The organism is Leptolyngbya sp. AN02str (assembly GCF_050565595.1).
GTDB lineage: Bacteria > Cyanobacteriota > Cyanobacteriia > Elainellales > Elainellaceae > Kaiparowitsia.
In genome coordinates this window covers 205022-231626 of the sequence record NZ_JBNXVR010000002.1, presented here as the reverse complement: position 1 = coordinate 231626, position 26605 = coordinate 205022, and the positions used below count along the sequence as shown (strand labels likewise).

Below are 26605 nucleotides of genomic sequence, written 5' to 3'. Positions count from 1 at the left end.
CCATCGCCCATTTATCGCCAATATTGAGACCATGTTGAGGCTCATGTTGAGCACAGGGCAAGATTGAGAATTTCCCGTCAAAGCTCCACGACAGTAGGCATGGTTGGCTAAACTAAGTTTTGATTTGTTAGAATTCTTCCCCTAAGAAACTGGCCTGCGAGGGTTAATATGCTTTTCTTCAATTCCACCAAATTCACATTATGGGCTCGAAATCTGGGTGCGATCGCCCTGTTACTTTCGGTTGCCGCTTGCCAAACTAACACCGCTACAGATTCCACGACCGATAGCCCCGGAGCCCCGGCGGCCGACTCGGATGCCGCCCTCAAACTAGGCACACTGTTTCCTCTCACGGGCGACTTGGCTCAGTATGGAACCACCATGCAGGACACCGCAAACCTGCTGGTCAACACGGTGAATGCATGTGATGGCGTGCTGGGTCAGCCAGTACAGCTCGTGTCCGAAGATGACCAAACCGACCCTGCTGCGGGCGCATCGGGCATGACCAAACTTGCAGAAGTCGATCGAGTCGCGGGCGTAGTTGGTGCAGCAGGTAGCGCCGTATCTAGTGCTGCTGTGGATATTGCAGTTCGCAACAAAGTCGTGCAAATTTCTCCCTCTAGCACCAGCCCTACCTTTACCGACCGTGCCGCCAATGGCGACTTCCAGGGCTATTGGGCGCGTACCGCCCCGCCGGATACCTTTCAGGGTGATGCCTTGGCCCAGCTAGCGCGTGAGCAGGGCATCAATTCCGTTGCGGTGTTGGCCATTAACAATGACTACGGTAACGGTCTGGTTCAGGCTTTTATTCCGGCGTTCAAGGAATTGGGTGGCACCGTTGTGAATGAATCCAACCCCACCAAGTACGCCGAAAACGCAACCACGTTTGATTCTGAATTGAGCGCTGCGTTTGGTGGCGATCCCGATGCCGTGCTGATTGTGGCCTATTTGGAGACGGGCAGCCTGATCTTGCAAGGTGCCTACGAGCAGGGATTGCTTGATGGTGATACAAAAGTTTTGCTCACTGATGGGATGAAGAGTGCAGAAATTGCCGAGAAGGCTGGCCGCACGCCAGATGGTACGTTGATTGCGGCGGGGGTGATTGGCACGGCTCCCAGCAGTGAGGGCGGCCCAGCTTTGGGCGATTTTCGCACGCTGTACCAGCAACAGTTCAATCGAGAGCCAAATGTGTACGATCCCAATACGTGGGATGCGGCTGCGGTGATGGTGCTGGCGGCAGAGGCGGCCAAGTCCACCACTGGCGAGGCCATGCAAAGCAAGCTGATGGAAGTGTCGAACGCGCCCGGTCAAGAAGTGAGCGATGTGTGCGAGGCCTTGCGCTTGGTGCGCGAAGGTACCGACATTAACTACCAGGGAGCTAGCGGCACGGTCGAGTTCAACGAGCAGGGCGATGTGGTAGGCGCCTACGATGTGTGGACGATTACGGACGAGGGTGAACTGGAGCTCACGTCGGTGATTAATGTGGGTGATTAAGGGCGATCGCTCTTACCGTTTGCACCCTGATAGATATTCAACCCTGGGGCTAGGCCAAGCCGATACCCTACTCGCCAAAGGTTGGAAACCCGTTAGTTCTGGATAAGCCAAAGCCCATGTTTGCACGCACAACGTACCCGCAAACATGGGCTTTTTTTGAGGGTTGCGCGTCGCGAAATCTCTGGGGGAACCCTGGTAGGAAAACCTTAACCGGAACTGATACTGATGTGTGGAAACAGTTAAAAAGCTCTGACGGTTGATGCATCGTTGCATCTGGTCAGAGCTTCATTTGGGATGAAAATGGCAATCCAAGTTTGGCGAGATTGAGCGGATAAACTGCGTCAACTGGAAAGCTTCGACAATTTAGCAGCGATCGCCGATGGGTTACTCAGGAATGCGCTGTTGCTTTAATCGCTGAACCTGCTGGAGTAGAGCCTCGGCCTCGGCATGAAGGTTCAGCAATTCGATCTGCTGAGGCTTTTGATAAGGAAGCTTGGCCACTTTAATCGGACTGGGCAGCACAGACTGATTGGAAGAGAGTTCAGCATTTGCTGGCGCTGAAGTGACCGCTCCAACAAATTCCTGCGCTGTCACTGGACGTTCTGCAATCAAGGCTTGACTAGTCATTTTTACTCACTCACACCACGAGGGTATTGTAGCTTAACTGCAACTAACGATTGTAGTTGAGGCATCCATTTCGCCTGAAAAAATATGTGGCAGTTTGGGAACTGGTTTCAACTGTCCTGATCTGAATTTCTAATAAGGAGGCGCATGGAATGGAAACGTATCAAGCTAGACTGAAGATCTTGCTTGATGGGGAATAAAGCGATCGCTAGTTTGAAGAAGCTGAATTCTGCTGAGCAAGGTTGTGAGCCGACCGGGAATCTTAGGAGCGCCATTGCCCGTGTCGCCAACGAATCGTGCAGGTGGATTGCGCGATCGCTGATGCACCAGACCGAACGTCTGGTTTATCCTACCCTTGGTGAACGTTTGAATCTATTGGTATTGCTAGAGCCGTGTCATTAATTTCTCGCGTATTTGGTGTCAAAGATAGCCTAGAACATCGGCCTGCATTTGCAGCCGCATCCCATCCAGCAAGTGCTGCAAATGCAGGCCCATGGAAGGGGTTGATTGAAGCGTACCGCTCCTACTTGCCTGTTACCGAATCAACGCCCATTGTGACGTTGTATGAGGGAAACACGCCACTGATTCCTGCACCGGCGATCGCGGCTCAGATTGGGCGGCAGGTGCAGGTGTTTGTCAAGTATGACGGCCTCAACCCCACGGGCAGCTTCAAAGACCGGGGAATGACCATGGCCATTACCAAGGCCAAAGAAGCCGGAGCCAAAGCCGTCATTTGCGCCAGCACGGGCAATACCTCGGCAGCGGCGGCGGCCTATGCTCGTCGTGGCGGTTTGCAGCCATTTGTGCTCATTCCCGATGGCTATGTGGCCGTGGGCAAGTTGGCACAAGCGTTGCTCTATGGTGCAGAAGTGTTGGCCATTAAAGGCAACTTTGACCGAGCCCTGGAAATTGTGCGTGACATGGCCGAGCAGTACCCCATCACCTTGGTGAACTCGGTCAACCCCTACCGATTGGAGGGGCAAAAAACCGCCGCGTTCGAGATTGTTGATGCGCTGGGGGATGCACCCGACTGGCTCTGCATCCCCGTTGGCAACGCGGGCAATATCACGGCCTACTGGATGGGCTTTTGCCAGTATCATCAAGACAAAAAAGCAACTCAACTGCCCAAAATGATGGGCTTTCAGGCGGCGGGTGCATCTCCTTTGGTGACTGGTCAACCTGTTCCTCATCCCGAAACGCTAGCAACGGCGATTCGAATTGGTAATCCTGCCAGTTGGGATAAGGCGATCGCTGTTCGAGATGCCAGCCAGGGGGCATTTCATGCTGTTACAGATGACGAAATTGTGGCTGCTTATCGGCTGCTCGCCGCCGAAGAAGGCATTTTCTGTGAGCCTGCGAGTGCCTCATCGGTTGCGGGGTTGCTCAAGGTGAAGGATCAGGTGCCAACGGGGGCAACAGTGGTATGTGTGCTGACGGGCAACGGTCTCAAAGATCCCGATACGGCCATTAAGGTTTCGGACAACCAATTTAAGGGCGGTATCGCTCCCGAAGTTGACTCGGTTGCGGCGGCCATGGGCTTCTAGCCGCAATTGGTTTGGTGAAGCAACTAAATATACGTTTGAGGGGTTTGGGATTCCGGCTCGCAATGCGGGTACGAGTTCCAAACCATTCTTGTTCAGGACTTACGCAGTTGAATGATTTTTGGAGCGCTTAGCGCTCCAAAAATCATTCAACCCCTGGTTTTTTGGATGAAGTGCGTAAGTCCTATTGTTATCAGGCTTGTGATGCAGCTGGTGCAGCGGTTGAGGGCTGTTGGGCGGATCGCTCCGAGAAAGCTAGAGCCGATGTCTTTTCTTGCGTGTGGCCTCTAGAGTTTCTAAGCAGCACAAATGTTTGGCTGGCCGATGGAGCCAACCCGCGCAAGAGATGGTCTCAGCGCTATTCCAGAGTGGACTCGCGACTGGCGATCGCCCCGACGGCTCCACCATTGCTAGAGCTATTCCCCCGGTGAGACCGCTCCTGAGTCAGCAAATCCATGGTGTCACCCAAAGCCGAGGTTAACCCTCGTCGGGTCTGCTCATGCTGACGCTGCTCGGCCTTAAGTGCATTGGTCAGGCGATCGCACTCCATGAGCGCATGGGCTAGCTCTTGCTGCAACGCCTCTACCGACTCCAACTTGTGAATGTGTTCCTGCAGAGCTTCAGGAAGATTGCCCTCAAGGGGGGCAAATTCTTGACTGCTTTCAAGCTGCTGAATTTTAAGCGAGAGTTCTTCAATTGCTTGCTTAGACAGATTGGCCTCGGTACGCCGCTGCTTTGCCTCGGTTTCGTAGAGGCTACGCCAATTGGCCGCACTCGCGTAGGCTTCATCGCGTTCGCGATGGGCCTCTACCAACTTTTGCTGCAAGTTTTTGATCTCGCCCAACCATTGCTTGACATCGTGAGTCATGGCCAATGGAACCTCGTTGTATTGCTCGTTGATAAAGAAGTCTAGAACAAAATTCGTGCAATGGCGGGCGGAGTTGGCAGAATAATCAAAACCAAGACCGCGAGTGCCACCAATCCCAACAAATCGCGACGATCATCCAGCTCACTTACATCATTCAATGCAGGCTCATCAACAGCAGGAATAAAAAAGAGCAAAATTGCCCATAGCAATAGCTCTCGCTGCACAAATGATAATGCCAGCACCAGCAGTCGTGCCACCTGGCCAATCAATGCGCCTGTGCGCTGACCAAACATGGCATGTACAATGTGTCCGCCATCGAGCTGTCCCACGGGCATTAAGTTCAGCGCGGTAACAATCACTCCAATACAGCCTGCGATCGCCACCGGATGAAGCCTCAAAGCTTGTTCGGCTCCCAACTGAGTACCCAATGACAGCTTTGCCAACAAGAAGATGAAAAAGGAGGCTGTGGGGTTGAACAGCTCAAAGTTGAGGAATCCAGGAGGGCCTGCTTGCTCTGTCAACGCTGGCGTGACATCCACCACTTGGGAAAGCCCCAGCCCCCAAAACAAGACCGGGATTGTAACCAGAAACCCAGCCAGAGGCCCAGCAATGCCAATGTCAAACAGGGCTTTTCGATGGGGAACGGGCGATCGCATTTGAATAAATGCGCCAAACGTACCAAAGGGAAAAAACGCGGTAGGTGGAATCGGAATGAAATAGGGATAGGTCGTGCGAATTTGGTAGCGCTTGGCCATCCAGTAATGGGCAAACTCATGCACACCCAAAATGGACATGAGCGACAGGGCATAGGGAAGCCCCATCGTCACCAAGGTGCGACTGGCAAACTCGTTGGGATCTAAGCCCGATAGCACAACACCCGCCAAGGTGGTGGTGAACAGCGTTGCCAACAGTAACCCCAGCGCTAACCCTGGTCGATTGAGCGATCGCCGTTCTGTTTTGGCGGTTGCCTGGGCCTGGGGGTTGGCCACCAGGGCAAAAAACGGTTTGCCGTTCAGTCCTTCTTGAAACACCACCATAAAGCGATCGCCAAACTGAGTTTCAATATTTTCACGAACTGTTTGGTAGGCGACCTCCGCCGAAGAACGCAGTTGGCCTCGGCAAATCAACGCTTGCGGTAAATATTCCACACTCTGCAAATAAAACACCGTCCACGGGAAGCAGTGATGCAGCGTTTCTTCTTCCTGGCGATTGATGGGCTTAATGGTGGGTTTTGATTCGGCACTGGCGATCGCTACCCCTTCTGGTGAAGAGGAAGCGTGTGATTCGGCGGGTAACGGCGGGGTGGGTCTTCCCCATTGAATCAACAGCCAGTACAGGACGGGACAGCCCAAAAATGGCCCCAACAGTAGCAGCACTGGAATTTGGGCATCTTCCCCATTTGCCAGCAGCCAAAATGTCCAAATCAGGGCAGGCAGCATCATGACCAACCACAGTAGCCACACCGGAGTGCGCGTTACATGGGCAACGCTGCGCTGCACAATGATGTAGGTAAAAATTCCCAAACCTCCTAGCAGGAGTAGCCAAAGTATCATGCTGCCGATCTCAAAAGAAGAAATTCTGAACGGATACCCCTCACGCCCATTTTAGGGTCGTCAAAATGGAGTCTTCTCGTGGCTGACAAGGCCGCATTACCGCACAGGTAATGCGCCATTCTAGGAGAAATTGTGACGCATGTGCGCGACTCTTCTACCCATCTTAACGTCTCTCTCTGGAGTCGCTGCATTCCCCTAAAGGCGCGGAAGTGAATGGGCTGAACTTTTGTCAGAATCTTATAAATGCGGTTAGGCAGGGGTTGAGTAAACCTCCTGTAGGAGTCATGCCGGCAGAGCTACGCAATGACTCCTACTTCAAAAAATCCATTCGTGCAGGCGTTCTCGTGAAGGAATGGTCAGTCTGGGATGTGAGCGATCGCCATTTTCTTCAAACGAGTTGCGCATTCCGACACCGAGCCCTGATATGGTTTATGGTTTGGAGATATGCCGATTGTTGAACGGGTGGAGATAGGGCATCGCGACCATAGGGTGAGCATCTATCAAAGCCCAACCGATGAAACGGCATCGCCAGGGATCGCTGTCTTGAGTTGAACGATTGAATGACTGATTTTGCGCCTTCTGCCGCACCTTCAATTTTGCGACCCGTCTTGGATCGACTGTTTGCCTTTCCACCCAACCGCAATACGCTGGGGGGCACCGCTTATGTGCTGCAATTGCCTGAGGGCAATGTGTTGATTGATTGCCCAAACTGGGATGACACGGTTCATGCTGAGCTGCAAGCGCTCGGTGGCGTGCGTTGGCTGGTGCTCACCCATCGTGGCGCGATCGCTCAAGTCAAAGAAATTCAGCAAGCTACGGGCTGTCATGTCGTCATCCAGGAGCAAGAGGCGTACTTGCTGCCCAACCTCACCCTCACCACGTTTGAGCAAAAGTATGAGCTGACCGAAACTGCCTATGCCTTTTGGACTCCAGGCCATACGCCGGGTTCGGCCTGTCTGTACTGGGCGCAGCACGGCGGTGTCCTATTTACGGGGCGGCATTTGCTGCCAAACCAACAAGGTGAGCCAGTTCCCCTTCGCCTATCCAAAACCTTTCACTGGTGGCGGCAACTTAAGCAGGTGCAGCGGCTGCTCAGTGACTATAGCCCCGATACCCTGGCCTACATTTGCCCTGGCGCGAACACTGGCTTTTTGCGCGGCAAGCGGGCGATCGCTCAAGCTTACCTCTATCTCGCTACGTTGGATTTTGATGGGTTACGCTTGGCCCAGCCTGGGTTGTAAGGTCGGCCATTCTCCAATGGTTTTGCTCTAGATCTCGTTCAACGCATTGGCCAAATTACGCACTGGATCGAGCTGGATCAAGGGGTTGCCTATGAGTCAGTGCGATCGCTCGATGGAGATTGAGCTGTAGGTTCGCTTTGGCGCTGAACATAGGGAACGCCGCGATAGGTAAGCTGCACCACGACCCTGGGTGTATCTTGAGTTGAGGCTTGCACGGAATGGACAGGCGTGCCGCGATAATGACCCATCCCTTCATCCTGAAGAATTTCGAGCTCTGGCGCGTTGGGTGTGTAGGCAACCCCACGATAGGTAAGATGGTCGGGAATCGTGCGCTTCGGCGAATCAACGCGATCAAGAATATCAGCCAGCTCCCGCTCTGATGGATAAGGCCGCTGAAAATACCAGTTGGCGATCGCACAAAGCCCAAAAAAGACTACGGCAATCAGTCCCTCAACTAGCCCAACCTCTAACACATCGCTCAGCATAAGTAACGACAAAGTCTTCCAAAGGTTTTTCTTATAGTACTGCTAACTTTCATTGAAGGTAAGGGTCGGGGTGGCGAGCGGGCTGAATTCAATCCTAGTCAGAGAGAGTATCAAGTTCTATCTACCTTTGTTGTCCTAAAATCATTGACAATCACTGACCGAATATGGGTTCTGGCTTAACAAAAATCCCATTTCGCCTGTTCAGCAGGGGCGCGTCGCTCCTATGATGGGAAGTCACGGTTGAGCTGGATTGCATTGGTTAATCAGACTACAAGCCGATTCATGTCAGGAATTCATGTCAGGAATTGTTGACCCATGACCCATCGCTGGTTGCGCTATCAGCGCGAAGTTTTTCCGGTTGTGTCAGCCCTGGTGTTGGCGGGGGTATTGGCCGTTGCGGCGATTGGCTATTCAGTGCTGCTGCGAGATGCGGCGTCTCCTGTGCCTCCCTATTTGGCGATCGCAGCCATTCCGGCGGGAGTGTGTGCCTTCTTGTTTATGGTGCAGTTTCAGATTGCTCGCATTTTGCAGAGCTATCGATCGGTGCGTCCACAGCGCATTTACAGCCCAACCCAGGCTGGCTTTGTCACGCCACAAGAACTCGGTATTCTAACCGTGGGATCGGGGTTGGTGCAGTTGGGGCTCACAATTCCACTGGGATGGACCCTGTTGGGGCTGATGATGCTGATTTGGGGCTTTTTCTGGCTTGTGCGGCATGAACGGTTGCTCCCGATTCCTCCCAAGGCACGACCGTTTTTGGCATTGGCGCAGCGAGGTGTGGCGGTGGGCTTGGTCGCCGTGTTTGCGTTGGGCTGCGAGTGGCGGCTTTCGGGAGTGTATCCGGTGACCAGGGTGGGAATTTTTTTGCTGGTGTGCTTTCTCAATGGGGCCACAGCCGAACTGGCGATGCGGCTGCGGTTGCCTTTGCCTAAATCGGATGCTGAGATCGATGCTGATCCGGAAAGTGATCGCCCAACCCCAGCAACAGTCAAGGCTCTACGCCAACGCGAGATTGTGGCATGGTTGGTGGGTTTGTGGCTGATGGCGCTGGTGGCGCTGGCAGCAGCGACGCTCATTGAGGTGATGATTCCGGTGGCGATCGCCGTTTTACTGCTGCTCACAGCGGCGGTATTTGTGGCGTGGCGATTTCTTAGCACCTTGAGCAAATTGTGGGCGATCGCTGCGCGAAGCCTCAGCCAATGGGGCGGCATTTTGCTATATCTGGCGCTGGGTATATTGCCCTTTTACGTGCGATCGCTGTAAGTTGAGCTGCATCATGCGGCGGCGGCAGTGCCAAATCTGAGGCCCAAATCTGATAAGTTAGTTGAGGTCAGTCGTTTTCGCTTCCCCGGCCTTTTTGCGCGTTCATGGTTCGAGCCGCACCGCTCCAAGACGGGTCGAAGCCAGTGAGTTGGGATCATGTCATTAATTGTTCAAAAATATGGGGGCACCTCGGTCGGCACGGTAGAGCGCATTCAGGCTGTGGCGCAACGAGTGAAGCAAACGGTCGAGGCGGGGCATTCGGTGGTGGTGGTGGTTTCGGCCATGGGCAAAACCACCGACGGCTTGGTCAAGCTGGCAAACGATATTTCCAAAAATCCCAGCCGCCGCGAAATGGACATGCTGCTGTCGACAGGCGAGCAGGTGACGATTGCGCTGCTGTCGATGGCGCTACAAGAGCTATCGCAGCCTGCCGTGTCGCTCACGGGGGCTCAGGTGGGCATTGTCACCGAGGCTACCCACACCCGCGCCCGCATCCTCAGCATTGAAACCGAGCGAATGCAGCGGCACTTGCAAAAAGGCGAAGTGGTTGTGGTCGCTGGCTTTCAGGGCATTAGCAGCCTGACTGATTTTGAAATTACCACGTTGGGTCGAGGTGGCTCGGATACCTCGGCGGTGGCGTTGGCAGCGGCGCTCAAAGCCGATGCCTGCGAAATTTATACGGATGTGCCCGGTATCTTGACCGCTGATCCCCGGCTGGTGCCCGATGCCCAACTCATGAGTGAAATTACATCGGATGAGATGCTGGAGCTGGCCAGCTTGGGGGCCAAGGTGCTGCATCCCCGTGCGGTAGAAATTGCCCGCAACTACGGGGTCACCCTGGTGGTGCGATCCAGCTGGACGGATGATCCCGGGACGAAGGTGGTGTCGCCGCAGCCGCAGCCCCGTCCACTGGTGGGATTGGAAATTGCACATCCCGTCGATGCGGTGGGCTTTGATACGGATCAGGCGAAGGTGGCGATGCTCCGCATTCCCGATCGTCCCGGAATTGCCGCCCGTTTGTTCCGCGAGATTGCCCAACAAGAGCTGGATGTGGACTTAATCATTCAGTCCATTCACGAAGGCAACTCCAACGATATTGCGTTTACGGTCACCAAACCGTCGCTGAATCGGGCAGAAGCGGTTGCCTCGGCGATCGCTCCAGCGTTACGCTCCACCTCCGATCCGGTTGCTGGCGAGGCCGAGGTGATGGTGGAACGCTCCATTGCCAAGGTCAGCATTTCGGGAGCAGGCATGATTGGTCGTCCGGGTGTGGCGGCGCAAATGTTTGAGACCCTGGCAGCAGCGGGGGTCAATATCGAAATGATTTCCACCTCGGAAGTGCAGGTGAGCTGCACCATTGCTGAGTCGGACTGCGATCGCGCCATTTCTGCGCTGTGTGCTGCATTTGATGTGAACTCATCGCCAAGCCACTTGGGCACCAAAACTCGCACCGCCGATGACCAAACGCTTCCGGTACGGGGTGCTGCGCTCGATCGCAATCAGGCACAACTTGCCATTCGCCAAGTTCCCGATCGCCCCGGTATGGCAGCACGGCTGTTCCGTTTGCTGGCCGACCACAACATTAGCGTCGACATGATCATTCAGTCGCAGCGCTGCCGCTGGATTGATGAAGTCGCCACCCGCGACATTGCCTTTACTGTGGCGCAAATGGATGCGGAAGCTGCCCGTGAGCTGCTGCTGCAATCCAAATCGGAGTTTGGCTGGGGTGAAGTGACGGTGAATACGGCGATCGCCAAGGTCAGCATTGTGGGAGTGGGCATGATGGGCCGTCCGGGCGTCGCCGCGCAAATGTTTGAGGCGATCGCCCGCGACCACATCAACATTCACATGATCGCCACCTCAGAAATTAAGGTGAGCTGCGTCGTGTCCGAGGAGGAGGGCGTACGTGCATTACAGGCTGTCCATGCGGCCTTTGGCTTATCCGGCTCCGAACGCATCGAAGTTCCAGCGTAAGGGTGTTTGGTTCCCTATCAACAGGTGGTGTTTGCTAGCACAACGTGAATTGGGGATAAACTGGACTTTTTCAAGGGTTGCGCGTCGCGCAACCCTTGGAAAAGTCCTTAATCCAAACTGACGTTAGCACAGCAAACACCACCTGTGTTTTGAACCTGCTCACTTGAGCGACTTATTGGGTCTCAGCGGGCTGAATTGGGCGATCGCCCTGCATAGCTGACGCAGTGGTTGATGTGGCGTTGGGATCGGTCGCGCAAAAATCAAGATTGAGGAAGATGTAGGGATACAGCTCTTGGCCAAACCAGCGATCCCAAACTTGCTGAAATGCCGGGGTGCCAATGAACTGATTGACGGTTGTTTCCCATTCGCGATCGCCCTCAGGCAAGATCATGCTGTAGGGATCGCAGGTGAGTGGTGTATTGGGAGCAAGGCGGACTTGGCTAGTGGGCAAGTTTTGGCGTGAAGCTTCCGCTAGCAGCAAAATGCCATCGCTGGCAAACGTGTCGATCGCACCCTGCCGAAATGCCTCAATGCCCTGACGCCGACCATCGACCCCATCAAAGCCAATCACCTGGGCTTCGGGATAACGCTGCTGCAAAAACTGCTGAGTAATGGATTCGGCCTGCACTCCAACGCGGATGCCGCGCAGGTTCGAGAACGGATTCACGCGTTCCTCATCGCCAGTGCGAATGAGCAAGTGAGTTCCTGTTAAAAAGAAGGGAGTGGAAAACGCCACGTTTTCGCCATTGGTGCGAATGCTGTTGGGGCCACATTCCACCTGTACCGTGCGATCGCGCACCAGCTCAAAGCGATTATCGAGGGTTGAGGCGATCGCATTCACCTGAACGGGGCGCTCCAACTGTTGGGTGAGATCGGCAGCAAACGCATTCAGCAGGTCGGTACAAAACCCGGTTAGGTTGCCGCTGGCGCTAACCTGGCCAAACGGCGGCGCATCCGGGCGAATCGCCACATTCAAGACTCCCGTTTCGGCAATTTGATCCAGAGTGGGATTGGCCGTTGGAGTGGCGAGGTTGGGCAAGGCTGGGATCACTGGGATGGGCGCTGGGCCACCGTAGGCCGTTTCGATTTGTTCCGCCGTGAGCGATCGCACCAGATTCAGGGTTAACGGTTCTTGCGAAATGGATTGAGCATAGTTGGCCGACAGGTAATCGGCATACTCTGCCTGGTTGGCTAAATGAGTTTGCATAAACGCCAGAGTCAAGGCGCGAATATATTCCCGACCTAACCGAGGATCTGGCCCGGATAGCAGTTCTCCTAGCTCGTTGGTGGCAGCGTTGTCGGTTGGCGTGTTGTCGGCGCTGGTGTGGCCGCTCGGCACCATAAGTGCTAGGTATTTTGTCGGGGTGTCGAGCCATAAAAACGGATGAATTTGCTCTGGCACAACGGAGGCAATAAAGTCATTGCTGCCCGCAATGATGAAGGTCGGCACCTCAATTTGGCTCATACCTTCTGGCCCCAGGGCAACGCTGGTAATGGGGCTGATGGCAACTGTGGCTCGCACGCGCGGATCGGCCAGCGGATAGCTAAACTGCGGCAAACGGCTGGCGGTGCATTGCAGAATGGGAGCAGCATTGAGCGAAAAAACGGGCTGCTCACACACCTGGCGCAACCGGGGAATATTAAGCGGTGCACCCGCCAGGGCCAAAGCCGTGTACCCACCAAAGGAATGACCAATCACGCCAACATTTTGCAAATCCATGCGGCCCTGCAAGCTGGGATCACTCTGCGATCGCCGTTCCAGCTCATCGAGCATGTATTGAATATCCAGCGGGCGATCGATAAACTCAACCGGATTGATCTCGCTGCCCAAAATGCCAGACAGCAAAGCCTCGCGTGCTTGCTCACCGCTGCCAATGTGGTCGGGGATCACCACGGCAAACCCATGGGAGGCTAGATGCTCACCCAGGTAAGAAAAAGCTCCTCGGGTTGATCCCAGCCCATGGGAGATCACCACCACCGGAGCGGGACTGGTGCGCCCAATCGGCAGGAACAAATCCACATCAAATGGTCGCTCAATCGGGGTGCCCTGCAACGTTTGGCGATCGCGCCGAAATTCCAACGTGCGCCGCAAAATTCGGTTTGGCCCCGGTAGCCTGATGTCCGGCAAATCCGTGGGGATCGATACAGGCGTTGTGGTTTCTGTCGCGCTCTCCTGGGCGATCGCCTCCACTGCCGCATCCCGATAGTTCAGCAGCGTCACAAACTCTTGCCGCAACGCTAGAAGCTGCTCACCATTCAGCCGAATGCTGTAACTGGGGTAGCGTCGAATAATGTTGAGAACCGACAGCCCATCGGGATCGCTCGCCGCCAAAATGAAGGCACCCCGCAGGGCACTAAATCCGCTGCGGTTCGTGTCGGTACGAACGATCTCTCCCAATTCCTGAAGCGTGCGTTCCCCAATTTGCGAATAGAAAATTTGGGACACTACCTGCGGTGACACATCAAAACGCTGCTGCAAAAACTGCCGCAGGTCGGCCTTTTCTTGATCGTTCAAAAAACGGGCATAAAAGCGCAGATCGCCCGTAATTTCTCCAGTTTCGGCGTAGGTCTCTAGCGAGTCGAGCGACAGGGTCAACTCTAGGATGGATAGGGTTAGGCGAATCTGCTCGGCGGCTTGAACTGGCTTAGGTAGAAAAGCCAGGGCCGCTAGGCCGGCTCCGACCAACCAGCCCACCAGTGCTCCCCGTGCTAGCGTGGGCAAAATTGGCCTCAGAAAACCAACCATGGACAATCCTCGTTACAGCCACAATTTGCAATATCCGCATTGAACTCTCAGGTAAGCTCGCAGCTTAAAGGTTACGAACGGCAGTCATGCTAAGCACGAAGGTGCGTGATTCAGCAACCAAAACACCATGAACCAAAAAGGATAGATGCCCGCCCTTACTCAATCGTTAGTCGCTTAATCGTTGATACACCTCTTCGGCAACCCGCTTAAGACGGCGCAGCTGTGCCTGCATGTCTTGCTTGGTCCACGTTGCCGCAAACGCATTGAACCCGTAGCGCACAACTGGATTGGGAATTTGAAATTCAAAACGGTTGATGAGGCTGGTACCCTGCTCTGTTGGCTGGCACTCCCAGCGATCGCGCCCCTTAAAGAATCCATCAAACTGCCACACAATCAGCCCTGGCTCTCGTTCAACAACCACATTGTGGAGGACAGGCTGCACCAAAGGCACTTGAATCACAAAGCGGCTTTGGCCACCAATTTCCGTGCTCCAGTCTCCTACAGGTTCACAGCGTAGCGCCGGATTCAACCAACGGTGCATGAGCGTGAGATCCGTAAAGCACTGCTCGACAGCGGTGGCGCTGGCCTTAATTTGTACAGTTTGCTCAAACACTTGATGCGAGGTCATGCGGCTTCTACTGCGACTCTTCCGTTTCGAGGGTTTCGCGATGCCGAGATTGAAGGTCCAGCTTTGCCCAAAGTTCATCTTTAATCCGATTCAAAATAGAAGTTTCGTCCAGCGATTCTAAGATATTGTGAACCACGGTTTTGGGGCCATCAGGCCCCCAGGATGCACCGTTAGCGAGGTAAGTTTTGGCCACCTGCCCAATGGTGTAGGAAGAAACGCCCGCTACCGCCGCCTGAGTCACCGCTACGGATGCATAGGGCGCGAGCGACAGCCCGCCCGAAATCGGTGCGGCTCCAGCAAACAGAGTTTTGAGAGAGCTTAGCCCTAGTGTAACGAGCAATTCACTGGCGGTGATGCCCCCCAGGCCAAGGGCTATGGTTTGCAGCAGTCCTAGCGCGCCTTTTTGGGTCATGGGCAAGCCGTATAGCCGGGAGAGGGCCACGATCATGGCGATGTCGATGGTGGCGCTGCTCAAAACATCGACCAGCATGAGGGGGTTGAGCGCGATCGCCACCGATTTGGTGAGGACACTACTCCAAATGACTTGATTGGCGCTGCGATCGCGAATGTCCATTTTGCGCTGCACAATGCGTTCGTTCATATCATTGGCGTACAGCATGGAGTTGAGCGCCACGAGCGACTTTCCTTCTCGATGCAGCAGCTCCAAAATTTTGAGTTTGAGTTCATCGACCTGTGGCTGAGATCGGTTCATGCGTACGGTGGTTGTCCCATCCGCCTTACGAACGGCCGTTGCAGTAATGGGCGCTGCAGAGGCCATCACAATTTCGTCGGGTGAAAGAAGCGATCGCACCCGCTCATCACGAATCTTTTGATAAATTACCTGGCGATCGGCATCGGGGTATTGATCCACCTTGTTCAGTACTAGCACCATGGGCTTGCTAGCCTGCCGCAGTGCGGTCAGTGCGTCAAACTCCACCCGGGTAATATCGCCCGCCACCACAAACAAAATCAGGTCGGCCTGTTGGGCCACTTCCTTGGCCAAAAACTCCCGGCTCTCGCCATCCACTTCGTCAATGCCGGGGGTATCGACCAGTTCTACCTGGGCTCCACCCACACTCGGTAACGCTACTCGCACAATGTTGCGATCGCTGCCCACCACCGACTCTTCTTGAATGGCCCAGTTGGCAGAGTGAATGGACTGGGTCACGCCATGGGTTGGCCCCGTTTCAAAAATTTGTTGACCCAGCAGCGCATTGAGCAACGACGACTTTCCGCGTCCCACCATGCCAAAGACTGCGATTTGGATAACTTGCTGCTCTAGCTTCGCCATCAGCAGATTTAGCTGAGTGAGCTCTGCATCCAAACCTGAGCGCTCACGCTGGCTTAAGTCCAGGGAGTCTACCAGTTCTCGCAATGCCTCGTGTGCCTGCTGGTAGTTCAAGTCCGACACCATATCGCGAAACCCCGCCATCGCTTCGTCCAGATCCTGTTCGGCAAAGCCACGAGAGGCTGATGGGGTTGTTTGAGATGGTGGGGTTGGGCGATCGGGGCGATTGGGCTGAGGCACAGACGAAACCAAATCAAATCTCCAACGAAAAACTCCTCAGGGGCTGTTCTGGCTCAATACTAACGATTTCCAACGACTATTGGAGAAACGAGCCATTGAGAAACAGAGCACAAAACGACCTGAGGAGTTTGAAAATTCAGCGAGCCAGCTTAACGAAACCGACGCTTGCGCCGCGCCATGATGGCTTTCCGCTTCCGCTTTTCGATTGGAGTCTCGAAATGGCGATGACTCTTAACATCGGCTAGGATACCAGCCTTAGAAACTTGACGCTTAAATCGACGCAGGGCAGACTCGATTCCTTCGTTTTCTCCTAAGACCACTTGGGTCATGCTGAAACACTCCTTGAAAGACTTAAATATTGGGACAAATTCGACATTAACCCAACTGCCTAGGCTCTCGCAAGCGAGGTGAAGCTTGGCTAGCTGAAGATGTTTGATTTAGCTAACTCTATGGACTGGCTACCTGACTACAACCCTTAGGTTCTAAGCAAGGTAGCACTATTTGTTTAATAGAGGGAGCTCGTAAAAACCAGGTTAGCAATCCAGGCAATATTTTACCAAATGAATCGTTAGCGAATCAACGAAACATCGACAGACCCAAAATGCGTACTCAGCGCAACATGGAGATTTTCTAATGCGACTACGAGCCACTGCACGGCATCCCGCGTATAGCTTTCATAGTGGCTAAAGAGAATCGAGAATCGACGCTCAAGTGCAGGCTTAACGCGACGGCACAGTAATAGGATCTTCAGCAGGATGCCTGTTGTTAAAACAGGGCCTAAGTTGGTGATGAGGTCGATAAACAGATAGTGATTGGGCTGTTTGGGACTATCAACCACCAGAAAGTTAAAGAGCTGGCTACAGGTTCGCACCATCAAGAAATCATCGAGATCTTGATAGTTGCTTTCGGGAAGGAGTCCTTGCAGGAAGGTGTGGAGCTGTTGGTTGAACTGGCGTTTGCCGTAGGCAGAGTCAACCGATGCGGTGATGTACTCGTAGAGGTCATCCTTGAAGGAGCGGAAGGTTTGCCGATGGGCACTGTGAATGAGGAAGCCATGGGCCAGGTCTTTGTAGGTACGAGAGCCATCGACCCGACCTACGTAATGCTTGATAGCGTGGTTAAAGTCTTCATCGGAGAGGAGGGTGGGGTTGGCCACTGGCTGAATCACACGGCAAGTTGTGGTGTTGGGATGGAGCAAGATGTCGCGATCGCTCTGGGCGCGACGTACCTGATACGTAATGTATTGCGACAAGTCAATCTCAAACTTGCGCTGCATATTGGTTTGAATTTGCTTGACAGTGTGCTGCTGTTCGCTAGTGCAGTCTTCGCTGAGCAGGCAGTATTCGTACAAATAGGGGTATCGACGGATGAGGGAACCTAGAGGCCGATTGCCACTGTAGGCGGCCGACTCGACCGTTTGGTTGAGGACTTGGGCCAAGCGGCACAAGGTTTGATACTGCTCAGTTTCAAAAAAGCGGCGCAGCAACTCTCGTTGACGCTGTACGGTGCGCGATCGCTGCGGTTGGCTTCCGGCTGCGATGGGCACCTCTTCAAACATGCTGATTAGGTCGAGCACAGCAGGCAAACTAGACGCCCGAGTTTGCCAACGGTTAATCAGAATATGGCAGCATCGATTGAGCACATAGCGAAACTCGACATAGGCTGTTCTGGAGTTGACAACCTTGTGCAGTGCTTGGGCAATTTCCGCATCGGGGTACTGAGAGCCATCGATAAAAAGGGCATAGAATCGCTCCAGCATATCTTCGGGCGATTCCATATCGATCCAGTAGAGCAAGTGATCGTACAGCTTCTGCTCTTCGAGGGTAATTTGTCGATTGTAAGGATTGGATATGGCTGCAACCACGTCAGCACTCCTGCCCTGTGCACTAAGTACAAGTACGATGAATAAGGTTAAGCCATAAGGCTCATTTACTCAAGTTTGGAAGCTTTGTGAGGGGCATTAAGCCTCAAACTTCTGTGGAAAGATGGTGAATGGAAACCCGCACTCTAAAATCATTCCATTGGGTGAACCGATTGAATGTTGGGAAAATGTGGGGTCTGTGGAGTCTTGACGGTAATACTCTGTATACGATATTACAGGGCTTCCTGTTAGCGGAGTTGTGACCTCAGTCACAACCAAATCAAGATTTAGTAAATTTACGGATGCTCTTATGAGTTCCGTGTGAATTTTATGTGGTGGCTTGAAAATGGCTGTTGTTGAGTTGAAAGATGTGGTCGAGGCGATCGCCGCTCAGGTTGGTGATTGGTCGGGCGACCTGGGCAGCAAGGTCATTCACCGAATCACAACCGATACCCGAAATTTGCAGCCGGGAGATGTGTTTTTGGCTTTGCAGGGCGATCGCTTTGATGGGCATGAATTTTTGGATGTAGCCCGTGACAAGGGTGCGATCGCGGCGATCGTCTCTCGTCAGTCAGAGCAGAGTGCCCCGTTGCCGCTGCTGCAGGTGGCCGATACCCTGGTGGCCTATCAAGCCTTGGGGCGATGGTGGCGGCAGCAATTTTCTAGACCTGTAATTGCGGTGACAGGTTCCGTGGGAAAAACCACAACCAAGGAGCTAATTGCGGCAGCGCTGGAAACCGCTGGCTCCGTGCTGAAAACTCAGGCCAACTTCAACAACGAGATTGGCGTACCCAAAACGCTGCTGGAAATTGATCCAGAGGTGCACCAGTTTGCTGTGGTGGAAATGGGCATGCGCGGCCCCAACGAGATTGCCCTGCTGACCCAGATTGCCCAACCCGATATTGCTGTGATTACCAACGTGGGTACGGCACACATTGGTCGCTTGGGCTCTGAACAGGCGATCGCCAATGCAAAATGTGAACTCCTGGCCGAGCTGAAGCCGACTGGCGTTGCGGTCTTAAATGCCGACAATCCGTTGTTGCTCGATACTGCTGCACAAATATGGTCGGGCAAAACCGTTCGCTATGGGTTGCAGCAGGGCGACTTGCGGGGACATCTCGTGGATGCCACCACTCTGGTGGTTGAGGAGATGTCGTTTACGCTGCCGTTGCCAGGTCGCCACAACGCGCTCAACTTTTTGGCGGCATTGGCGATCGCCCGAGAAGTGGGCATTGATTGGGCGGCACTGACTCACCTGCAGGTGGAATTGCCCCAGGGTCGAGCCAAACAGGTGGCCCTGCCTGAGAACGTTGTCCTGTTGGACGAAACCTATAACGCTGGGCTGGAATCCATGCTGGCCTCGCTACAGCTTTTGGCCGAAATGCCCGCTCAGCGGCGAATTGCGGTGTTGGGCACCATGAAGGAACTGGGCGATCGCTCCCCCGAGTTTCATCATCAGGTGGGGGCTGCTGCCTGCACCGCTGGTATTGATCATCTGCTGATTTTGGCCGATGCAGCCGAGCAAGACGCCATGGCTGCAGGGGCTGCCCCTCTGCCCACCACCATTTGCCAAACCCATGCCGATGTTGTGAACCACTTGCTAGAACTGGTGCAACCGGGCGATCGCATTCTGCTCAAAGCATCCCGTGCGGTGGGGTTGGATCAGGTGGTGCAGCAATTTGGCGATCGCTACCGAGCCACAGTCTCCTCATAAGCGGCGGCTGGTGTTGCTGATTATCGCTCTGAAATTTGGGGTGACGACCAATGGTTCAGCCTGCCGTTGCATGATTGGCGAGTTATCATTAGCTTTGCAGATTCGGCCCGAATCGTGATGAAGTTACTCTGCCTTAGCAATGGTCATGGTGAAGACGCGATCGCCCTTCGCGTTTTAGAGCACTTGCAGCAACAGCCCGATCCTCCCGAAATTTACGCCTTGCCCTTGGTGGGAGAAGGTCACGGTTTCGCTCAGGCCAACATTCCCATCATTGGCCCCGCCAAGCGGCTACCTTCTGGCGGCTTTATTTACATGGATAGTCGCCAATTGGCTCGTGATCTGCGCGGTGGCTTGCTATCGCTCACCTTATCCCAACTGCGATCGGTCAAAATTTGGGCCAAGCAGGGAGGCAGTATTTTGGCCGTGGGCGACATTGTGCCGCTGTTATTTGCCTGGTATAGCGGTGCGCCCTATGCCTTTATTGGCACAGCCAAGTCGGACTATTACCTGCGCGATGAGGCGGGAGTTCTGCCACGGGCCACCTGGGCGGATCGTATGGAAAGTTGGCGCAAGTCCGACTATTTGCCCTGGGAACGGTGGCTCATGTCGCGCCCTCGCTGCAAGGCGGTGTTTCCCCGCGACAGCATTACCAGCGAGCAACTGCGGGAGTGGAACTTGCCTGTGTTTGATTTGGGCAATCCCATGATGGATGGACTGGAACCATCGGGCGTGCTGCAAAGCGATGGGGCTTCTATGCTGAGCATTGTGCTGCTGCCGGGCTCTCGTCCGCCCGAGGCCTATGCCAACTGGCGGCACATGCTGCAAGGGGTCGATAGCCTATGTTTACCCATGGCCAAAAAGCTGCGATTTTTTGGGGCGATCGCCCCGTCCATTGACTGGGAACCGTTGAAGCAAGCGTTGGTCACGTACGGTTGGCAAGCCACCGCCGACTCCAACACGTTCATTCGCACCAATGCCAGTCTTACGCTGACCCCACACTTTGGCGATTGCCTACATCTTGCCGATTTGGCGATCGCCATGGCGGGTACGGCAACTGAGCAGTTTGTTGGGTTGGGCAAACCGGCCATCATTTTTCCAGGAGAAGGACCCCAATTCACTCCGGCCTTTGCCGAAGCCCAAACGCGACTGCTGGGCCCATCGGTGATTTTGGTGGAACAGCCTTCGCGGACGGCTCAAGTTGTGAGCGATTTGCTGCAAGATCCCGATCGGCTGCACCTCATTGCCGAAAATGGGCAACGGCGTATGGGCAAGCCAGGAGCTGCTGCTCGAATTGCCGAATGTTTGCGATCGCGCCTGGGCTAGGCTCTACCGTGCAGCCATTCGGGCTGAGGATATAAGGCTCTCTCGCAGAAGGCAATCGCTGACCAGCAGCACAAGCTTTAGGCGATCGCCTAAAAGCCATAGATCTAATGAGCCTAGAGAGCCTAGAAATTACTGCCCCAGGTCTTCTGCTCGTTGCAGGGCTGCACGGCTGTTGGCCGCATAGGCTCCTGTCCTATCCTGCGCCGTAGGACCGCGAGGATCATCTGCGGGAACCTGCGACATTAAATCGGAGGCACGCTGCCAACGGCTGGCAATTTCAAGCCACTCAGCTGGTGTCGATGCCGTTTGGCCATCGAGAGCCGCCTGCTCAGCCAAGCGCACAGCCTGCACAAATGGATCGGGCTGAGTGGCCGCAGGAGGCGTCGGCGTGGCAGGAGCAGGAGCCTCGGTTTCTGAACCCAGCAGCGCAGATCGCAAATCTACCCCGAGCCAATCGGTGACTGCCCATCCAACCAAAATGAGTAATAGTCCTAAACTGGCTCCACCAACCAAGATACCGCGCCAGAACTGCCGATTATCTGGCTTATCGTTCGCCATGGGCTTGGGCACATCCATCATGGCATCTAGCTTGGATAGTTTGCGATCCTCTATCATCCGTTTGAAGGGATTCGGCTGTGCCAGTTTAATTTCTTGTGACCATAAAAGTTGGCCTGCCGGATCGCGCTTAATTTCGTCCAGCCATAGAAGCTGCTGTTCTCGCACAATACGGCTGTTGATGTTAATGCGGCGAATATTCCGTGGGGCGATCGCCTCCAGCATATGCCGAATGCGCTCAACCAGCGTGGTTTGCTCAAGCTGCTCTGGAGTTGCGGCCTCGCACAATAGCTGCAACATGCCATCATCCAACATGGCACGAGTTCTCACGCCAGAGTCCGCTAGCTTTTCATTCAAAATTTGAATAATGGCGGATACACTGCCTTGGCGAGCCTGCCGTGCAACGTTATCAATGGTGGAATGTACGATTGGATTGACCATGGTTGGCTTTGTAATTGTGGTTGGTAAGGCCCCGATCAATTTCTAAATTACGACTGTGAAAAAAGAAAAAATGGGGTCTAACACGCTCCTGATAACCATTAACAATAACGCATCTCATGATACGTGATGCGTTAAACACAAGGCACCCTAAGATTGATGTCTGCGACTGGCGCAGGAGGGGGCAACATGAGGGCTGTATCGCTTGTTGGGTCAGGATTTGGCGATCGCGCTCTGCCCTCTGCTCAACCTTGAAAGCCTCACTCAATGCCCAACAAATCCTTGACCTCTGCTCCACAAGTGGATGGTCGAAAATAATTGGGGTCTTTGGTTTTGCACCCAAGTTCCGCGAGAAATTTGGGCCTTGCAAGGAAACGGACTGGTGGCATTCCTGGAGTCCATAAAAAACTTAACCGAACTGACGGTAATGTTCTAGACACGTGGATGTGTGTGGTAGCAGGGCGACTCCACCGCCCTGCTACCACACACATCCACAACTGTGAAACACAACCAAACTGAGCTGAAGGGAACTGGCCGACGGTAGAGCAGAACCGGATGGCCTCTGGTTAGGTCATAGTGCTGAGGTGACGGCAATCGTTGAAGCGGCGAATTTGCCATAGGTCTGTGTTGTAGCGGTTCACATCCTGGGTGTGCCAGCGCGCTCGCTCAATCCAAAATTCAAACACGGCTGTATTGCCAGAGCTAAATCGCCACGAGCGATTGCACCCCAATAGTTCGGCAACCAAATGCTGCAAAATCCAACTATGGGTTATCACCAAAACGCGATCGCCGTTCTGATGCCGATCCAACAGGTAATGAATGAACTTTCTGCTGCGCTCTCGTGCATCGATGAGGGTTTCTGCCCCAGGAATGGGAATCCATTCCAAATTCGTTTCTAGGGCAGTACACAATTCGGGATATTGGGCCTTTGCCTCAGCCCAGGTCAATCCCTCAAACAAGCCATTCTTGAACTCGCAAACCTCTTCGGCATAGTGCAGCTCAATGGGACCGCGATCGCCCGATGCTGCTACCCAGTCCAGCGGAGCCGTCACTTCGCCCCCAATCCAATCACTTACCGTCGTTGGAAACTCCTCCGCTAAAAAGTGCGCCATTAGCACTTCGGTGGTTTGTACAGCCCGTTTGACCGGACTCGTGTAAATGTGGGTAGGCTGCCAACCTTCCTCAATTAACTGAGCCGCCAACTTTTCTACTTGCTGTCGCCCCTCTGCGGTTAATTCAAAATCGGCATTTCCCTGCATCTGTTTCTGAAGATTGCCAGTTGATTGTCCATGTCGAACAAACATTATCTTTAGAAGTTTCATAGATTCTTCTGCTATACGAAAAACGAACTCAATATTCTTTACAGATTGAAACGATAACTTGTGCCTGCGCTTACACACGATATCTAGTTGTTGAGATCGGAAAATTCAAAGAATTTTCACATCAAAAATATTTATTTTCTGATACTAAAAAATATTTTTAGAACTCTATGGTCTTTGCTGGGGCTAGATCGTAGGCATTTATTGAGATATTGTATAGTGCTTTCTTGTAAAGATAAATGTGCTCAAAATCGCGATCGCCCAGACTGAAGAAAACAGGGTAATAAGAAGGGTACTTTTCTTTTTTGGGGATTTCGTAGCATAATTCTGAAAGCAGATGAATCAGTGAAATTCCTGATCTGGAATTTGAGAGAGAGCACTCACTTCTTAAAGCAATCTTTGATTTGAATCCCCTTTCAATCTAGTTTCTTCTAGATACAAGATTGCTCTCTCTAGTGCTGGAACATGCTGTTCATGTCTCGTCTAACCTACATCTAAACTCCTACTAAGCGAGTGAGGAGCTCTATGGAAACATTAGCCTTTACACATGCTGCGATCGTCTACGAAGATCCGAATCCAGCCCCTACGATTCAGGTCAGCTTTGAGATTCCTAGCTCAATCTGGCTAGGTACGCTTTCTACCGCTGTGGTTGCCTCCGCGGTATTGGGCGCAGCTCCCGAAGCTCAGGCCGTAGTCGGTCGGGGTGATGTGTGCGCCGCTGTTAGCAGCGTTCAAACTGCTCTCCGCAACAACGGATACGACATTGGTGTGGATGGCGTATTTGGCCCTGCTACCGAATCAGCTGTGGCTGGTTTTCAGGCTGGTCGTGGCTTGTCGGCAGACGGTACCGTTGGCCCATCAACTGCCGCAGCGCTCAGTTTGGCCGATCCGGAAGACTCTAACAGCCCCTATGCCATCGGGATGGATTGCTATGGTGGCGGCAGCGGCGGTGGCGGTGAACCCGGTGGTAACTACTATGTGTCAACCAACGGCGGTGCCCTGACCGTTCGCTCTGGCCCTGGCACTGGCTATGCAGCGATTGACTATTTGTCGAACGGCAGCTACGTCTCTGTCACAGAAACCTATGCAGGCTGGGGCCGCATTTCTGGCGGTGGCTGGGTCTCGATGGATTGGCTGAGCAGTGGCGGCAGCAGTGGTGGTGGCGGCATCCCTGGTGATGATGGCGCTGGCCCCGACTTTGTGACGGTGTCTACCAATGGTGGCGAACTCACGGTTCGCTCTGGCCCTGGCACTGGCTACGGCGCCCTGTACTACCTAGCGAATGGAGCAACCGTGCAAGTGGTTGGCGCATCGGGCGGTTGGTACAACATCTCGGGCGGCGGTTGGATCTCTAGCTCCTGGACTGTAGAAGGTTTTGGTGGCGGTGGTGGTAATCCCGGTGGCGGTGGCGGCGGCAATGCTGTGGTCTCCACCAATGGAGGTTCCCTTGCGGTGCGGAGCGGCCCTAGCACTGGCTACGGCGTCCTCTACGAGGTTTACAGTGGTGAGTCCCTCAACATTGTTGAAACCTATGCAGGCTGGGGGCGGATTTCTGGCGGTGGCTGGGTTTCCCTAGATTGGGTCTATTTCTACTAAGCCACGCGAAAGAGGGAGCTGGCTGCACGTTAAAATCTGCGCCATTTCTCTAAAATTTCTCTAAATCTCGAAAGATGATGTGCCGTTTTGGCATATGGTCAAATGCAACAGGGCGAGAACTTCTCGCCCTGTTTTGTTGGCCTGGAAATGGAGATTAACGTCAGTTTCGGTTAAGGGCTTTTCTGAGGTTTTCGCGCCGCGAAAACCTCAGAAAAGCCCATTTTTGCGTGCGCAACGCGCACACAAAAATGGGCACTTCAGCTTATCCACAACTCACGTGAGATTAACTCCACGCCTGAATCTCCCGCACGAATGTTCGTTTGAGGCAGGAAACGTTGTGCGACGGAGTGTTCCATGTTTCCGGCAGGGGGGTTACTGCTGAGCCGCCATGAGCTGTGGCAGAATTTGCTGCAAGGTGGCGATCGCCGTTGCGCGGTTCATGCCCGATCGAATTTCGGGACGGTACAGCATGGTAATGACGGCTCGATCCATCCCAGAGTATTCGGTTGTATCGGTCCACCGTTGGAAGAAGATGCTGTCGGCATAGCGATACGAATCGCGCATTGGCCCCATGGATTGGGTTAATTCTTCGCGAATGAGGTGCGATCGCTCTCGTTGCGTCACTCCTGTTGTGCTGATCAAAATGCGAGCGCTGCCAATTGCGTTGCCATTCCACCGAGCCCAAAAGAACCCAAGGTTTCGTGGAATGTAGTTAGGCTCGTATTGGCGGAAATTGGCCTCTGGCACAAAATAAATCTGAACGTTGGGATTGCTATTGACCAGGCTGAGCCTAACCGAGGAACCCGCCAAATCCATCAAGTCATTCAGCTCGCGAATCACGGATTGCAAGGTGTTGAGGTCTTCCTGGCTTGGGTTGCCATAATACTGAATCCGTAGATCTGATTCCCACTTTCGAATGTTGCTATTGCCGCCAAACTCCGAGCCCAAAGCCACTTCCGCAAAATAATCAATAATTTGCTCGGGGGTTGCTGTAGGGGCCTCACTCCGCCCGCCAAACAAACGGGAAAACAGCTGAGAGCCTGGAAACCTAAAACCGTTATTTTCTACAGGCTGAGCAACGGGCTGGCTAGGGGCAGGAAATATAGGGGTGGGTTGGGTCTGCTGAATTGGTTGGGCGACGGGCATCGCCTGTGCCGGCGGAAAACTGGCTGCAACGTTTGGATTGGGGGATGTATTGGGCGATCGCCCAAATACCTGAACCAAATCCCCGCGTACCCATCCTTCTCGGCCCGTTCGGTTAAACCGCAATTGATACCACGTGTAGGAGTCTGCACCCAGCGTTTGCCGTATTACGGTAGCCTGTTCGCCTGGATAGCTCACAAAGGCCACAATGCCTTGAGTCGATGGCGTTGTGCGCACGTTAATCCACGAAGACGGGTCGCGGGATGTGAGCTGGGCCGTTATGCTTGTGACGGCGCTGTAGCTGTTGCTCGTTGGCGAATAGGGAGCGCGATTAACGTAGGGTTGTGCTAAAGCAGCGGGCACCGTGTAGCAAAGTCCAGCAAACAGTAAAGCTTTTGCCAGGGTGAAGGGCGTAATTTTGCGGCGAGCATGGGGTGGGTGTTGCGGCTGAACCTTACTCATAGCGATGCGGTATGGCTGAGAATGATCGGGTGAGTCAGTTGACTGAAGCATGATCGTCAGGGTTCCCTCGCAGCTTTTCCAACTAACCTCCAACCCCAAAATTTGTGGATCAGGATAGATCGAAAAGACCCAAAACAGTGCAGATGGGAGGGTGAGCTAAGGCCATGTTCTGACTTGAGATAGAACATGCGTACTAATCTAGCATGGTCGGGCTGAATTGCAGTCACAATACCGCATTTTGAGCTGTTGTGG

21 protein-coding genes are annotated in these 26605 nt (G+C 53.8%); 8 read left to right on the top strand and 13 right to left on the bottom strand.

The annotated features are described in order from the left end of the window. Positions 1-168: 168 nt before the first annotated feature. On the top strand, positions 169-1491 hold the full coding sequence (locus ACQ4M4_RS02730; protein WP_430682920.1) for an ABC transporter substrate-binding protein: 1323 nt from the start codon (positions 169-171) through the stop codon (positions 1489-1491). 384 nt (positions 1492-1875) lie between these two features. Here ACQ4M4_RS02730 and ACQ4M4_RS02725 read toward each other — a convergent pair whose 3' ends face one another. Both ACQ4M4_RS02725 and ACQ4M4_RS02720 read right to left on the bottom strand, forming a co-directional pair. Then, positions 1876-2118: a hypothetical protein gene (locus tag ACQ4M4_RS02725; protein ID WP_430682919.1), complete on the bottom strand. Its 243-nt coding sequence runs from the start codon at positions 2116-2118 to the stop codon at positions 1876-1878. Positions 2119-2283: 165 nt separating this feature from the next. Continuing rightward, on the bottom strand, positions 2284-2442 hold the full coding sequence (locus ACQ4M4_RS02720; protein ID WP_430682918.1) for a hypothetical protein: 159 nt from the start codon (positions 2440-2442) through the stop codon (positions 2284-2286). Between the two features lie 65 nt (positions 2443-2507). Between ACQ4M4_RS02720 and thrC the strand changes: the two genes are divergently transcribed. Then, positions 2508-3659, top strand: a complete 1152-nt coding sequence (gene thrC, locus ACQ4M4_RS02715) for a threonine synthase (protein WP_430682917.1) — start codon at positions 2508-2510, stop codon at positions 3657-3659. 355 nt (positions 3660-4014) lie between these two features. On the opposite strand, the gene ACQ4M4_RS02710 is transcribed toward thrC, so the two are convergent. Together ACQ4M4_RS02710 and ACQ4M4_RS02705 are read right to left on the bottom strand one after the other, a co-directional pair. Then, on the bottom strand, positions 4015-4524 hold the full coding sequence (locus ACQ4M4_RS02710) for a hypothetical protein (RefSeq protein ID WP_430682916.1): 510 nt from the start codon (positions 4522-4524) through the stop codon (positions 4015-4017). Positions 4525-4565: 41 nt separating this feature from the next. Then, positions 4566-6077, bottom strand: a complete 1512-nt coding sequence (locus tag ACQ4M4_RS02705; protein WP_430682915.1) for a site-2 protease family protein — start codon at positions 6075-6077, stop codon at positions 4566-4568. A 560-nt stretch (positions 6078-6637) separates the two neighbouring features. Between ACQ4M4_RS02705 and ACQ4M4_RS02700 the strand changes: the two genes are divergently transcribed. Continuing rightward, positions 6638-7318 (top strand): MBL fold metallo-hydrolase, encoded by a 681-nt coding sequence (locus ACQ4M4_RS02700; protein ID WP_430682914.1) that lies wholly within the window; start codon positions 6638-6640, stop codon positions 7316-7318. A gap of 89 nt (positions 7319-7407) precedes the next feature. Here ACQ4M4_RS02700 and ACQ4M4_RS02695 read toward each other — a convergent pair whose 3' ends face one another. Continuing rightward, entirely contained in the window at positions 7408-7803 is a 396-nt protein-coding gene (locus tag ACQ4M4_RS02695; protein WP_430682913.1) for a DUF4278 domain-containing protein, read from the bottom strand. Positions 7804-8118: 315 nt separating this feature from the next. On the opposite strand from ACQ4M4_RS02695, the gene ACQ4M4_RS02690 reads away from it, so the two are divergent. Continuing rightward, positions 8119-9066 (top strand): hypothetical protein, encoded by a 948-nt coding sequence (locus tag ACQ4M4_RS02690; RefSeq protein ID WP_430682912.1) that lies wholly within the window; start codon positions 8119-8121, stop codon positions 9064-9066. A gap of 156 nt (positions 9067-9222) precedes the next feature. Then, the gene (locus tag ACQ4M4_RS02685; protein ID WP_430682911.1) at positions 9223-11040 is read left to right on the top strand and encodes an aspartate kinase; all 1818 of its coding nucleotides are present in this window, start codon (positions 9223-9225) and stop codon (positions 11038-11040) included. A gap of 172 nt (positions 11041-11212) precedes the next feature. Here the strand turns inward: ACQ4M4_RS02685 and ACQ4M4_RS02680 are convergent, their stop codons facing one another. The 5 genes from ACQ4M4_RS02680 to ACQ4M4_RS02660 form a co-directional block, all read right to left on the bottom strand. Continuing rightward, a complete protein-coding gene (locus ACQ4M4_RS02680; protein ID WP_430682910.1) occupies positions 11213-13786 on the bottom strand; it encodes an alpha/beta fold hydrolase in 2574 nt (857 codons plus the stop codon). Positions 13787-13952: 166 nt separating this feature from the next. Further along, positions 13953-14414, bottom strand: a complete 462-nt coding sequence (locus ACQ4M4_RS02675; protein WP_430682909.1) for an SRPBCC family protein — start codon at positions 14412-14414, stop codon at positions 13953-13955. Positions 14415-14421: 7 nt separating this feature from the next. Then, positions 14422-15954: a DUF697 domain-containing protein gene (locus ACQ4M4_RS02670; protein WP_430682908.1), complete on the bottom strand. Its 1533-nt coding sequence runs from the start codon at positions 15952-15954 to the stop codon at positions 14422-14424. A gap of 137 nt (positions 15955-16091) precedes the next feature. After that, positions 16092-16271, bottom strand: coding sequence for a 30S ribosomal protein S21 (gene rpsU / locus ACQ4M4_RS02665; protein ID WP_430682907.1), 180 nt, complete (start codon positions 16269-16271; stop codon positions 16092-16094). Positions 16272-16510: 239 nt separating this feature from the next. Further along, positions 16511-17806, bottom strand: a complete 1296-nt coding sequence (locus ACQ4M4_RS02660) for a hypothetical protein (RefSeq protein ID WP_430682906.1) — start codon at positions 17804-17806, stop codon at positions 16511-16513. Between the two features lie 343 nt (positions 17807-18149). Between ACQ4M4_RS02660 and ACQ4M4_RS02655 the strand changes: the two genes are divergently transcribed. Both ACQ4M4_RS02655 and ACQ4M4_RS02650 read left to right on the top strand, forming a co-directional pair. After that, positions 18150-19517 carry a UDP-N-acetylmuramoyl-tripeptide--D-alanyl-D-alanine ligase gene (locus tag ACQ4M4_RS02655; protein WP_430682905.1) on the top strand — a complete coding sequence of 456 codons (1368 nt, stop codon included), beginning with the start codon at positions 18150-18152 and terminating at the stop codon, positions 19515-19517. A 117-nt stretch (positions 19518-19634) separates the two neighbouring features. After that, the gene (locus ACQ4M4_RS02650; RefSeq protein WP_430682904.1) at positions 19635-20840 is read left to right on the top strand and encodes a lipid-A-disaccharide synthase-related protein; all 1206 of its coding nucleotides are present in this window, start codon (positions 19635-19637) and stop codon (positions 20838-20840) included. Positions 20841-20969: 129 nt separating this feature from the next. Here the strand turns inward: ACQ4M4_RS02650 and ACQ4M4_RS02645 are convergent, their stop codons facing one another. After that, entirely contained in the window at positions 20970-21836 is an 867-nt protein-coding gene (locus tag ACQ4M4_RS02645) for a hypothetical protein (protein WP_430682903.1), read from the bottom strand. Between the two features lie 563 nt (positions 21837-22399). Further along, the gene (locus tag ACQ4M4_RS02640) at positions 22400-23155 is read right to left on the bottom strand and encodes a histidine phosphatase family protein (protein ID WP_430682902.1); all 756 of its coding nucleotides are present in this window, start codon (positions 23153-23155) and stop codon (positions 22400-22402) included. 522 nt (positions 23156-23677) lie between these two features. On the opposite strand from ACQ4M4_RS02640, the gene ACQ4M4_RS02635 reads away from it, so the two are divergent. Next, the gene (locus ACQ4M4_RS02635) at positions 23678-24748 is read left to right on the top strand and encodes an SH3 domain-containing protein (protein WP_430682901.1); all 1071 of its coding nucleotides are present in this window, start codon (positions 23678-23680) and stop codon (positions 24746-24748) included. Between the two features lie 372 nt (positions 24749-25120). Here the strand turns inward: ACQ4M4_RS02635 and ACQ4M4_RS02630 are convergent, their stop codons facing one another. After that, positions 25121-26353, bottom strand: a complete 1233-nt coding sequence (locus ACQ4M4_RS02630; protein WP_430682900.1) for a DUF2927 domain-containing protein — start codon at positions 26351-26353, stop codon at positions 25121-25123. Positions 26354-26605 lie beyond the last annotated feature (252 nt).